At 54.5% G+C, this 12,513-nt stretch carries 13 protein-coding genes and 1 pseudogene; 13 read left to right on the top strand and 1 reads right to left on the bottom strand.

Translation table 11 applies throughout. The annotated features are described in order from the left end of the window. Positions 1-128 precede the first annotated feature (128 nt). A complete protein-coding gene (gdhA, locus tag QWT68_RS02575) occupies positions 129-1,511 on the top strand; it encodes an NADP-specific glutamate dehydrogenase (protein ID WP_040286109.1) in 1,383 nt (460 codons plus the stop codon). A gap of 137 nt (positions 1,512-1,648) precedes the next feature. After that, positions 1,649-2,860: an argininosuccinate synthase gene (locus QWT68_RS02580; RefSeq protein ID WP_290149362.1), complete on the top strand. Its 1,212-nt coding sequence runs from the start codon at positions 1,649-1,651 to the stop codon at positions 2,858-2,860. A 284-nt stretch (positions 2,861-3,144) separates the two neighbouring features. On the opposite strand, the gene QWT68_RS02585 is transcribed toward QWT68_RS02580, so the two are convergent. Next, positions 3,145-3,945, bottom strand: a complete 801-nt coding sequence (locus QWT68_RS02585; RefSeq protein WP_290149363.1) for a histidinol-phosphatase HisJ family protein — start codon at positions 3,943-3,945, stop codon at positions 3,145-3,147. A gap of 98 nt (positions 3,946-4,043) precedes the next feature. Between QWT68_RS02585 and QWT68_RS02590 the strand changes: the two genes are divergently transcribed. From QWT68_RS02590 to rlmN, 11 genes and pseudogenes are all read left to right on the top strand, one after another. Beyond that, positions 4,044-4,985 (top strand): ATP phosphoribosyltransferase regulatory subunit, encoded by a 942-nt coding sequence (locus QWT68_RS02590; RefSeq protein WP_290149366.1) that lies wholly within the window; start codon positions 4,044-4,046, stop codon positions 4,983-4,985. Positions 4,986-5,018: 33 nt separating this feature from the next. Then, positions 5,019-5,681: an ATP phosphoribosyltransferase gene (gene hisG / locus QWT68_RS02595; protein ID WP_290149369.1), complete on the top strand. Its 663-nt coding sequence runs from the start codon at positions 5,019-5,021 to the stop codon at positions 5,679-5,681. Beyond that, complete coding sequence (hisD, locus tag QWT68_RS02600; protein WP_290149372.1) at positions 5,650-6,927, top strand: histidinol dehydrogenase; 1,278 nt, start codon at positions 5,650-5,652, stop codon at positions 6,925-6,927. The genes hisG and hisD overlap by 32 nt, the downstream gene beginning before the upstream one ends. Then, entirely contained in the window at positions 6,924-7,505 is a 582-nt protein-coding gene (hisB, locus tag QWT68_RS02605; RefSeq protein WP_040286115.1) for an imidazoleglycerol-phosphate dehydratase HisB, read from the top strand. Before hisD ends, hisB begins: the two co-directional genes overlap by 4 nt. Positions 7,506-7,528: 23 nt before the next feature. Beyond that, a complete protein-coding gene (gene hisA, locus QWT68_RS02610; protein ID WP_290149376.1) occupies positions 7,529-8,242 on the top strand; it encodes a 1-(5-phosphoribosyl)-5-[(5-phosphoribosylamino)methylideneamino]imidazole-4-carboxamide isomerase in 714 nt (237 codons plus the stop codon). Next, a pseudogene (gene hisF, locus QWT68_RS02615) lies at positions 8,239-8,931 on the top strand (imidazole glycerol phosphate synthase subunit HisF); the annotation flags it as partial. The gene hisA and the pseudogene hisF, both read left to right, overlap by 4 nt. 6 nt (positions 8,932-8,937) lie before the next feature. Continuing rightward, positions 8,938-9,594 (top strand): bifunctional phosphoribosyl-AMP cyclohydrolase/phosphoribosyl-ATP diphosphatase HisIE, encoded by a 657-nt coding sequence (hisIE, locus tag QWT68_RS02620; RefSeq protein ID WP_276327493.1) that lies wholly within the window; start codon positions 8,938-8,940, stop codon positions 9,592-9,594. 6 nt (positions 9,595-9,600) lie between these two features. Next, positions 9,601-10,674: a histidinol-phosphate transaminase gene (gene hisC, locus QWT68_RS02625; RefSeq protein WP_290149378.1), complete on the top strand. Its 1,074-nt coding sequence runs from the start codon at positions 9,601-9,603 to the stop codon at positions 10,672-10,674. An 87-nt stretch (positions 10,675-10,761) separates the two neighbouring features. Further along, positions 10,762-11,100, top strand: a complete 339-nt coding sequence (locus tag QWT68_RS02630) for a zinc ribbon domain-containing protein YjdM (RefSeq protein ID WP_290149379.1) — start codon at positions 10,762-10,764, stop codon at positions 11,098-11,100. 2 nt (positions 11,101-11,102) lie between these two features. Beyond that, on the top strand, positions 11,103-11,291 hold the full coding sequence (locus tag QWT68_RS02635) for a hypothetical protein (RefSeq protein WP_290149380.1): 189 nt from the start codon (positions 11,103-11,105) through the stop codon (positions 11,289-11,291). Positions 11,292-11,408: 117 nt separating this feature from the next. Continuing rightward, positions 11,409-12,473 carry a dual-specificity RNA methyltransferase RlmN gene (gene rlmN, locus QWT68_RS02640; RefSeq protein WP_290149381.1) on the top strand — a complete coding sequence of 355 codons (1,065 nt, stop codon included), beginning with the start codon at positions 11,409-11,411 and terminating at the stop codon, positions 12,471-12,473. Positions 12,474-12,513: the final 40 nt, after the last annotated feature.

Genomic DNA, 12,513 nt, shown 5'->3' on the forward strand with positions numbered 1-12,513 from the left:
TATACATTCCCCTTGCCTGAACGACCGCGGTCGACGGTTTTTTGAAGAAAAATTTCAAAATAGTATAATAATGCAGTATACTAGTCATACACAGAAGGAAAAGCAGCGGATCCAAGAGGGGGATGTGTATGACAAAGTTGAATGTAAGCCATGTTGATGTCCAGCAGCGATCGAACGATTATGTCCACCAAGTTTACGACAGCGTGAAGCGGCGCAATCCGAACGAAACGGAGTTCCTCCAGGCGGCCCGTGAGATTTTCGACTCGCTCCGACCGGTGTTTGCCCAGCATCCGGAGTATATCGCCAGCGGAATACTGGAACGCCTGACAGAACCGGAGCGGATTGTCACGTTCCGTGTCGCCTGGGAGGATGATACCGGTAAAGTCCAGGTCAACCGGGGATTCCGGGTGCAATTCAGCAGTGAGCTCGGTCCGTACAAAGGCGGTCTGCGGTTCCATCCGTCCGTGAACAGCAGCATCATGAAATTCCTGGCATTCGAGCAGATTTTCAAGAATGCGCTCACAGGCCAGCCGATCGGTGCTGGGAAAGGCGGGGCTGATTTCGATCCCAAGGGTAAATCCGACCGGGAGATCATGCGCTTCTGTCAAAGTTTCATGACGGAACTCAGCCGTCATATCGGACCGGATATCGATGTGCCTGCTGGCGATATCGGTGTCGGCAAACGGGAGATCGGCTACTTGTTCGGGCAGTATAAACGACTGAAAGGCGGCTATGAAGCGGGTGTGCTGACCGGCAAGGACCCCGGTCACGGCGGCAGTCTCGGCCGGAAGGAGGCGACCGGATACGGCACGGTCTATTTTACGGAGGAGATGCTGAAAGAGTACGGCCTGTCTTTCAAAGGGAAGACAGTCATCGTATCGGGTTCTGGAAATGTCTCCATCTATGCGATGGAAAAAGCGCAGCAGCTCGGCGCGACCGTCATTGCATGCAGTGATTCATCAGGATATATCAAGGACCCGGCTGGTATCGATCTGGCATGTGTCAAACAGCTGAAGGAAGTGGAGAACAAACGGATACAGGAATACATCAAGACCCATCCGGATGCTGAGTATTTCGATGACTGCAGCGGTATCTGGTCCGTACCGTGCGACATTGCACTCCCATGCGCCACCCAGAACGAACTGACGGAAGAGGATGCCGTCATGCTGATCCGTCAGGGCGTGAAAGCGGTCGGCGAAGGGGCCAACATGCCGTGTACGACAGAAGCGATCACCCGGTTCCAGGATCATGGTGTGCTGTTCGCACCTGCAAAAGCTGCCAATGCCGGCGGAGTGGCGGTTTCTGCCATGGAGATGTCCCAGAACAGCATGCGGCTTCGCTGGACGGCCGAGGAAGTGGATGAACGGCTGCATGTCGTCATGCGCTCCATCTATGACAGCTGCACAGATGCCGCAAGCCGATTCGGGAAGCCGGGGAATCTCGTCATGGGTGCCAATATCGCCGGGTTTCTCCGAGTGGCGGACGCAATGGCGGCACACGGACTCAGCTGAACAGAACCACCGAACACATCTGAAAAGGTGTGTTTTCTTTTGTGGAAAATGAAGTTTTCGATTGCATTTCAGTGAATGCATGTTATTATAAATATACTTTATAATGTATAAAGATACAAAAGGCGAAAGGGGAATGCATGATGATAAAGCAAAAAGTGGTATTGGCATATTCAGGAGGACTTGATACATCGGTCGCTGTCCAGTGGCTGACGGAGCAGGGATACGCTGTTGTCGCGTGCTGTCTTGATGTCGGCGAAGGGAAAGATCTGGAATTCATCCAGCAGAAAGCACTCCAGGTCGGTGCAGTCGAAAGCTATGTCATCGATGCGAAAAAGGAATTTGCGCAAGAATACGCGCTGCTCGCGCTTCAGGCGCGTACGCTGTATGAAGAGAAGTATCCGCTCATCTCAGCGCTGTCCCGTCCGCTGATCGCCAAAAAGCTGGTTGAAGTGGCGCACAAGGAGGGAGCTGTCGCAGTGGCGCATGGCTGCACCGGAAAAGGGAACGACCAAGTCCGCTTCGAAGTCGGCATCAAGGCGCTCGACCCAACCCTTGAAGTGATCGCCCCTGTCCGCGAATGGAGCTGGTCGCGTGAAGAGGAGATCGAGTATGCGAAGGAACACAATATCCCGATACCTATCGTGCTGGACAGTCCGTACTCCATCGATCAGAACCTCTGGGGCCGCAGCAACGAATGCGGCATCCTCGAGAACCCGTGGGCAGCACCTCCGGAGGATGCATACGGCCTGACGTCTTCCATAGAGGACGCACCGGATCAGCCGGATACGATCGAGATTTCATTCGACAAAGGGGTGCCGGTGAGCATCGACGGAACGGCGTACGAGCTGGATGAACTGATCCTCAAGCTGAACGATCTTGCGGGGAAACATGGGATCGGACGCATCGACCACGTCGAAAACCGACTCGTCGGCATCAAGTCCCGTGAAGTGTATGAATGCCCGGGTGCGATGACACTCATCAAAGCGCATAAGGAGCTGGAGGATATCACGCTGGTCAAGGAAACGGCCCATTTCAAACCGCTCGTTTCCCAGAAGCTGAGCGAGCTCATCTACAACGGCCTGTGGTTCTCCCCGCTCCGCACAGCACTGGAAGCGTTCATCAAAGAGACGCAGCAGACGGTCAATGGCACTGTGCGCGTCAAGCTCTTCAAAGGGCACGCCATCGTCGAAGGACGCAAATCCGACAACTCGCTGTACGACGAAAAACTTGCGACCTACACGAAAGAAGACGCCTTCAACCAGGAGGCGGCCGTCGGGTTCATCCAATTGTGGGGTCTGCCGACAGAAGTGCACGCCACCGTCAACAAACAGCTCATATCGGTGAAATGAATGCCAAACGCCCGGGACATTTCCGGGCGTTTTGTTGTGTTCGGAGGAACAGCGGGGACTGCTTGTGAAAACCGGGGACAATGATCATAAATCCCGGAAAATGATCATAAAACATGAAAAGTGATCATAAACCCGGGAAAGTGATCATAAAAAGAGAAAAGTGATCATAAACCCGAGAAAGTGATCATAAGCCAAGAAGAGCGATCATAAACCCATCCAACGCGCTCATAACTTCACAATCTCCTATCAGCACCCCGGCCGGCAGGAAGAACCAAGCCATCCATTCACCCGAGCAGCCGGCTGATCGGGTGGAATTCCGGTTCGCCGGCTTGGAAAGCCGCGACGTACCGGAAGCCGATGTCACGGGCAAGCTCCAGACTCTTTTTCACTTCATAACCGACATCCTCCGGGCGGTGTGCATCGGAACCGATCGTAAGCACCTCACCGCCGCATTGCTTATAAAGTTTCAGAATATCAGGGCTCGGCATTGCAGAAGGGAGTCCATACCGGGTGCCGGATGTATTGATTTCAATCCCTTTGCCTTTCGGGACGATCGTCTTGAATATATCCTGCAGGATGCCGCGATAATCGGCATTCGGCACACGATCCGCATACCGCTTGATCAGGTCCGCATGACCGAGCACACTGTATGCCGAAAACTCCTTCACACACTTGTACAGATCGGAATAATACGCCTCGAACGCATCCTCAGCACCCAGTTCCCCGAAAATCGCCCGGGAGTGCAGATCACTCCTGCGCACGGTATGCACAGAGCAAATGATGAAGTCGAACTGCTCTTCCTGCACGAGCTGTTCATACTGTCCCAGCAAGTGCGGCTGGACACCGATTTCCACTCCCCGTTTCACTTTACAGACGCCCTTGAAGCGTTCGGACAGCACCTCAATTTCGTTCCGGTACGCCGTTTTGTCAAAATCGAAGACGAACGCCGGATCAGGATAGTCATAATCGACGTGGTCAGTGAAACAGATCTCCGTGAGCCCCTTCGCAACCGCCGCTTCCGCCATCTGTCCTGGTTCCGCCCGGCAGTCCGCCGAATGATATGTGTGCATATGATAATCGAACATGAAAGTTCTCTCCCTTTTTTGTTGACTTTTCGAAACTGTCTATTTATAGTACTAGATAACTTCATCCTAGTAAAGTGATAAAGAGAAGGAGTGATGTTTTGACTGATTTGTTCGAAACAGCAGCAGCAGAGCAGGCGATCCGGAACGTCTTCCTGCGGACTGCTGTACCAAAAGGGTACCGGGAAGTGAAACTGCCGATGCTGGAATCCTATGAAACCTATGAAACCATTCAAACCACACAGGAGCGGAACCGGCTGCTGAAACTGATCAGCAGGGACGGTGCCATCCGCGTGCTGCGGCCCGACATGACGATTGCCCTCATGAAAGAACTGGCGGCAGGTGCCTCAGCTGATGCGCGTGATCTGCGCTGCTGGTATATGCAGCCCGTGTTCAGGCAGGAGGAGGATAAGGCTGGCCCCTCCGAAAGAAGGCAGGCGGGCATTGAGCTGTTCGGGGAGGAGACGGTCGGGCGGGATGCGGAAGCCATCTTGCTGGCCTGCAAGGTGATGATGGAAGCAGGAGTGACGGATTTCAAGCTGGAGATTGGCCATGCCGGCATACTGGATGAAGCCGCTCAGCGGATGAAGCTGGACGAAAACAAAACAAGGCAGGCTGCGGCACTGCTCCAGCAGAAGAACAGCGGGGAGATGGCAGGGTTCATCGCCGAAAACGGAGTGGATGAGGCAACCGGCTCTTTTCTGAAATATCTTATCGGCACATACGGCAGCGCGGCAAATGTGTCCACACGACTCGGACAATCTTCCATGAACAGCCGGACAGACAAGATCTTCACCCACTTGAAAGCCGTCATCGGACTGGTGGCAGATCAGGGATACGGACACTGTCTCACCATCGACCTGGGGATGGTCAATGACATGGACTACTACTCAGGCATCCAGTTCCAGGGATTCAGCAGCTCATATGGAAAGCCGGTTTTGATGGGCGGCCGGTATGATAACGTCAGCCGCAAATTCGGAGCGGACCTGCCTGCTGTCGGTTTTGCCTGCTTTGTGGATGCTCTGATTGCAGGTAAATCATAACGGGCCAATTGATAAAGAAAGGGGTGTAAGAGCATGGCACCGCTGAAAATTGCTGTCGCAAAAGGAAGGATAGCGGATACGGCAAGGGAATTGCTGACGGAGGGAGGCATCGGATTCCCGGATGTCCTCCCGGATGAACGGAAACTGATCATCACGAGCAGCAGCGGGACGCACCAGCTGCTGCTGGTCAAACCGGCAGATGTCCCGACATATGTCGAGCAGGGGGCTGCCGATCTGGGAATCGCAGGGAAAGATACCATTTTGGAAGAATGCAAAGACGTATACGAAGTGCTCGATCTCGGGATCGGCGGATGCAGGATGGTCGTTGCCGGATTTCCGGACAGCACGCCGGACGCTGTACAAACCTTGAAAGTCGCAACCAAGTATCCGAATATCGCCGGCTCTTATTTTGTGCAGGAAGGCATCCGCGCAGAGATCAGTAAACTGCATGGCTCCATTGAGCTCGCCCCCCTTGCAGGTCTTGCGGATGTCATCGTGGATATTGTGGAAACCGGCGCGACACTTCGGGAGAACGGCCTTGTGGTCCTTCGGGAAATCGCTCAGGTGAGTGCGCGTGTCATCGTCAACAAAGCGAGTTTCGCGACCCGCACAGACGACGTAAGGCAATGCCTGCAACTGCTTGAGAAAGGAGTGGGGAAGCAGCATGAGGCTACTGACGGATTGGCAGCAGATTGAACAGCAGCTGGAGCGAAGGATATCCGGGCACACCGTCGAAGACACTGTGCGCGCGATCATCGCACGTGTCAGGCAGTACGGCGATACAGAACTGCTGGCGCTTGCCAGACAATATGATGGTGCGGATCTCGAAAACCTGCAGGTCACCCTACAGGAGATCACAGAAGCCGTCCGGGATGTGCCCGACGGTCTGATGAAGTCCCTTACAGCAGCAAAAATGCGTATCCAGCGCTTTCACGATCAGCAGAAGGAAGAGAGCTGGGATTTCCGGCCGGAACCTGGCGTGCGTCTCGGCCAGCTCATCCGGCCAGTGGAAGCGGCAGGCATCTACATACCGGGCGGAAAAGCCGCGTACCCATCAACTGTGCTGATGAATGTGCTGCCCGCGAAGATTGCAGGCGTGGAACGGATTGTCATGGTCACGCCGCCGGATTCCGAAGGCCGCGTTCACCCTGCCGTGTTGGCGGCGGCCGATCTGTGCGGAATCACGGAGATCTACAAAGTCGGGGGCGCGCAGGCAATCGCCGCCCTGGCATACGGCACGGAAACGATCGGCCCGGTTGAAAAGATCACTGGGCCGGGCAATGCATATGTCGCGTGTGCGAAGAAACTCGTCCAGGGTGACGTCGGAATCGATATGATCGCCGGTCCCAGCGAAGTATGCATCTGGGCGGATGAACAGGCCGATCCCGCGTTCATCGCCGCAGATCTCCTCGCACAGGCGGAGCATGACGAACAGGCGACGGCCTGCTGCATCGTGGAGACCGAAGCTTTCGGCCAGGCGGTCATCCGTGAGATCGGAAGGCAGCTGGAAGTGCTTGACCGGAAGGACATCGCAGGCAGAGCCATAGCGGAACACGGATGGATCGCCGTCCTTTCGGCAGAGGATGATGCCATCCGCCTGATCAACCGGCTGGCTCCTGAGCATCTGGAAATCATGACTGCCGAACCTGAAAAGCGGCTGGAGGATATCCGCAATGCGGGAGCGATATTCATCGGTCCTTATTCTCCGGAAGCGCTCGGTGATTATATGGCAGGGCCGAACCATACGCTGCCGACGAATGGGACCGCGAAATTCTCCTCGCCGCTTGGCGTGTACGACTTTACGAAACGGACAAGTATCATCCGGTATGAGGAGCAGGCACTCCGTTCCGTCGCGGATGAAATCATCACACTGGCACGGACTGAACAGCTTGGCGGTCACGCCGGTTCGATTGCCATCAGAACTAAGGAGGCAGGATTATGAGACAGGCAGCGATAGACCGGAAGACCGCGGAGACGGACATCAGCCTTTCCCTGAAACTGGACGCTGAAGGAACCAGCGATATCCGTACAGGCATTGGATTTCTCGATCACATGCTGACACTTACCGCGATGCACGGCCGTCTCGATCTGGGTGCCGCCTGCACCGGTGACCTGGAAACGGATCAGCATCACAGTGCGGAAGACGTCGGTATCGTTCTCGGGCAGGCGTTCCGCCAGTGCCTCGGCACGAAGGAAGGGATCGAACGATATGCATCCGTCACAATTCCGATGGACGAGTCGCTTGCGACTGTGTCACTCGACATCAGCGGAAGGTCACTGCTCGTCTACAACGTGCCCGGTCTCAAGGATAAGATCGGCGACTTCGATACGGAACTTGCCGAGGAGTTTTTCCTTGCATTCACACGTCATGCAGATGTCACACTGCACATCAGCCTGCACTATGGAAAAAACAGCCACCATATGCTCGAAGCGGTGTTCAAAGCGTTCGGGAGGGCGCTGCGCACCGCATCGGCCCGGACGTCAACCGAAGGGGTGCCGTCCACGAAAGGTCTACTATAAACGGACTGAAAGGAGTTGGGAAAATGATACTGTTGCCGGCAATCGATATCCGGCAGGGAAAGTGTGTCAGGCTTGTGCAGGGAGATTTCGGGCGGCAGACCGTCTATCATGATTCGCCGCTTGAGATGGCATGGAACTGGGCCGGAAAGGGGGCGGAGTGGCTTCATGTCGTCGATCTGGATGGCGCGGAATCCGGCCGGTCCGTGAACCGGGAACTGGTTCTGTCCCTTGCGGAAAAGATCGGCATACCGATCCAGCTGGGCGGAGGCATCCGTTCTATCAAGACAATCGATGAGTATCTGGCTGCTGGCATCGAGCGTGTCATCCTTGGGACAGCAGCCATCGAGGATCCTCGTCTGCTGGAGCGTGCCGTTGAAAACTACGGAAACCGGATCGCCGTTTCGATCGATACGAAAAACGGAATACCGACGACCGCAGGCTGGACAGGGACGGCTGCTGTGTCGCTTGAGGAATTACTGCAGCGTCTCATTGGGACCGGTATCCAGACGGTCATATACACGGATATCGGTAAAGACGGCATGCTTTCAGGACCCAACTTCAGCGACCTGAACCGGCTGCGGCAGAACAGCACGCTCAATATCATCGCATCCGGCGGTGTCACGACTGCGGAGGATGTCCGCCGGCTGAAGGAAGATGGGTTTCATGGGGCAATCGCCGGCAAAGCCATTTACGAGAACGAAGGCCGTTTTGAAGAAATGATGGGAGGACTTTCATGAAAAAGCGAACAATACTAGCATGTCTGGACATCGATAACCGCCGTGTGGTGAAAGGGAAGAAATTCGAAGATGTGAAAGAGCTTGCAGATCCCGTGGAACTCGCAAGGAAATATGAAGCTGAGGGCGCCGATGAACTCGTATTCTACGATATATCGGCATCCGTCGACAGACGCGGCATGTTTCTGGACCTTATCAGGACGATCGCCGATGAACTCACAATCCCGTTCATCGTCGGCGGAGGGATCCAGACGCTGTCTGACGCGGAACTCGCTTTCGAAGCGGGGGCTGACCGGGTATCCGTCAACAGCGGAGCGCTCAGAGATCCGGAACTGTTGCGCCGGATATCCGAACGGTACGGTGCTGAGAAACTGCTCCTCTCCATGGACGTGAGCCGGTCATCAGAAGGGCAGTGGAACGTGTACGCGAAGGCGGGCAGGGAAGACACCGGACAGAATGCCTTGGAATGGGCAGCAGAAGGGGAACTTCTCGGCGCAGGCGGGCTTGTCGTCAACTGCATCGATGAAGATGGGATGCAGAACGGTTACAATCTGGAGCTCACTGAGAAAATCGCGCAATCCGTTTCCATACCCGTCATTGCCAGCGGAGGGGCAGGCCGTCCCCAACACATTACAGAGCTGTTCGAGCGCACGTCCGCACAAGGTGCTCTTGCAGCCTCGATCCTGCACTATGGCCAAGTGACCCTTCAGGAGCTGCAGGAGGCAAAACGAAGCGCCGGATCTTCTGCCGTCAAGTGGGATGAAAACGGTCTGGTGCCTGCTATCCTACAGGATGCACAAACGAAAGATGTGCTGACACTTGCCTATATGAATGACGAGGCACTCGAGAAGACGATCAAAACGAAAGAGACATGGCTGTTCAGCAGGTCCCGGCAGGAATTATGGCACAAAGGCAAGACATCCGGCAACCGGCAGACTGTCAGGGAGATCCGGTACGACTGTGACAGGGATGCGGTCCTGCTGCTGGTCGATCCGATGGGGCCGGCATGTCATACCGGTTCGGCTTCATGCTTCAGCGGGGAAGCGCCCGGCGCCAAGTCGCAGGCAGAGACTGTCCTGCAGGATCTTGCTGACCGGATTGCGGCACGACAAGCGGCCCCGGCGGATGGTTCCTACACATCCTATCTGTTTCGGGAAGGGCTGGATAAGATACTGAAGAAAGTCGGGGAAGAAGCGACAGAGGTGGTCATCGGTGCGAAAAACGGCAATCTGAATGAAACAGCAAATGAAATCGCGGACCTGGCATACCACGTATTGGTTTTGATGGCGGAACTCGGCCTGCCAGCTAAAAACGTGACAGATATCTTGAAAGGACGAAAAACGGAAAAGGAGTGATCAGCCATGTCCGACCTATGGAGTGAAATGGCAAAACGCGCCAAACCGTATGAGGCAGGCGAACAATCCCTCCGTCCGGGAACCGTCAAGCTCAATACAAATGAAAATCCGTATCCGCCATGTCCTCCCGTCTTCAAAGCACTGGAATCATGCCTTGGCAGCAGCCTGCGCACATATCCGGATCCCAATTCATCAACCTTGCGTCAGGCTATCGCCCGGCTCCATGGTGTGAACGAGAACCAGGTTTTCGCCGGGAACGGATCCGACGAAGTGCTCGGGTTTGCATTCATGGCTTTCTTCCGTACGGACAGAACCATCCGCTTTCCGGAAGTGACCTACTCATTCTACCCGGCCTATGCACAGCTGTTCGGCATCCCATACGAAAAAACGGCTCTCCGGGAGGATTTCACGATCGATGAAGCCCGTTTTTTCGGATCGGAAGGCGGTGTCATCTTCCCGAATCCGAATGCGCCGACCGGCATAGTACTGCCACTGTCGGCAGTAAGAGATATTTGCATGAACAACGGAGACCGCCCCGTCATCGTCGATGAAGCGTATATCGACTTTGGAGGAGAGACTGCCATTTCCGCCATCGCTGAATTCAAAAATCTTCTCATTGTTCGAACCCTGTCGAAATCGCGATCGCTCGCCGGATTGAGGGTCGGCTATGCGGTCGGTCAGGAAGACATGATCGAAGCACTGAACCGCGTGAAAAACTCGTTCAATTCCTATCCTCTCGACCGGCTGGCACAGGCCGCCGCACAAGCCGCTATCGAAGATGAAAGCTATTTCAATGAGACCGTCTCCGTGATTAAACGGACAAGAGAAACTGCGCAAGAGACTTTCGTGTCCCTCGGATTCGATGTCCTGCCGTCGTCTGCAAACTTCCTGTTCGTCCGCCCGCCCGTCCTGCCGGCAGAACAGCTGTACCGGGAGCTGAAAGACCGCGGCATACTCGTACGCCACTTCAAACAAAAGAAGACCGAGGATTGGCTGAGGGTATCGATCGGCAAGGAAGAGGAAATGGCACAGCTATACCGCGAACTGGCGGACATATTGTCTGCAGCGATACAGACATGACGGGGGAGGATCTCCGCGAAATGGAGCACCGTCCCTAAAGGAAATCTGGTATCATGGAAGCATGATAGAGAACGAGGGGGAGTAGGGATGGCAACATTACCGAATTGTCCACAATGCAGCTCACCGTACACATACGAGGACGGTCTGCAGTACGTCTGCCCGGAATGCGGCTACGAATTTATGGAAGCCGGGGACGTATCCGATACGGAACAGCTTGACGTGAAGGATGCGAACGGCAACCCGCTGCAGGACGGAGACACGGTCACCATCATCAAGGACCTGAAAGTGAAAGGGAGCTCAGCACTGCTCAAGATGGGCACCAAAGTGAAGGGGATCCGGCTTTCGGACGGAGATCATAACATCGACTGCAAAATACCGGGGTTCGGCGCCATGCAGCTGAAGTCCGAGTTCGTGAAAAAGAACTGACGATGGGGAAATACTTCAATTCCAAGTCTGCGGATATCCTGTTTGCCGTGCTGCTCGGCTGGTTCGCCTGGAACCGGTATGCAGACGGCCAGACCAGCATTGCAATCCTCCTTGCGGTGATTGCAGCACTGAACCTCCTGTCGTTCGCCATCAAGCTCAATATCGACAGGAAAACGAATCCGAAACAATAGCAGCAGTCCGAGACGCCTGTTCCGGAAGGCGTCTTTTTTCGTGCGCAGCGGTTGTGCGGCGTCCGGATATCCTGTACAATATACGGATGACATCATTTTTTGAAATGAGGATATGTAATGAAAAAATCCATATATGGCCTGACGTTCGAGCAGTTGACCGCTTTCTTGACGGAACATGGCCAAAAGAAATTCCGCGCCGCACAAGTATGGGACTGGATCTATAAGAAACGGATCACGCAATTTGCCGACATGAAAAACGTCAATGGGGACTGTATTGCATTATTGGAAGAGAATTTCGAAATCCAGACGCTGGAACAGACTGTCAAACAGGAATCAGCCGACGGGACGATCAAGTTCCTCTTCAAGATGCAGGACGGAAACCTGATCGAAACCGTGCTGATGACATTTCCATATGGCCACTCCGTCTGTGTCACGACTCAAGTCGGCTGCAATATCGGCTGCAGTTTCTGCGCGAGCGGCCTGCTGAAGAAGAACCGTGATCTTAATGCAGGTGAAATCGTCGAACAGATCATGAAAGTCCAGCAGCATCTGGATGCGAAAGGCACAGATGAACGTGTCAGTCATATCGTGGTCATGGGCATCGGGGAACCGTTCGATAACTACACGAATCTGATGAACTTCCTGCGGGTGGTCAATGATCAGAAGGGTCTGATGATCGGCGCACGCCACATCACCGTCTCAACGAGCGGCCTGACACCGAAAATCCGTGAATTCGCCGAAGAGAAATTCCAGATCAATCTGGCCGTTTCCCTTCACGCACCGAACAATGAATTGCGCACACGCATCATGAAGATCAACCGGGCGTACCCGATCGAGAAACTGATGGATGCGATCGATTATTATCTGGAAACGACGAACCGCCGGATCACGTTCGAATACATCCTGCTGAACGATGTGAACGACCATCCGGAAGAGGCGGAGCAGCTTGCGAAACTGCTTCATAACAAACGGCATCTGTCGTACGTCAACCTGATTCCGTACAATCCGGTCGATGAGCATGACCAATATACAAGAAGCGAACCCGAGCACATCAAGAAGTTTTACGAAACACTTAAAAAAAGGGGCATCAACTGCGGCGTCCGGCTCGAGCAGGGGACGGATATCGATGCAGCATGCGGACAATTACGAAGCAAGCAGATCAAAAAAGAGAAAGCCGTATAACGGTATACCAAAAGCAGGCGGGAGACATTCCCGCCTGCTT

Origin of the sequence: Sporosarcina trichiuri (assembly GCF_030406775.1) — a bacterium.
Classification (GTDB): Bacteria; Bacillota; Bacilli; order Bacillales_A; family Planococcaceae; genus Sporosarcina; species Sporosarcina trichiuri.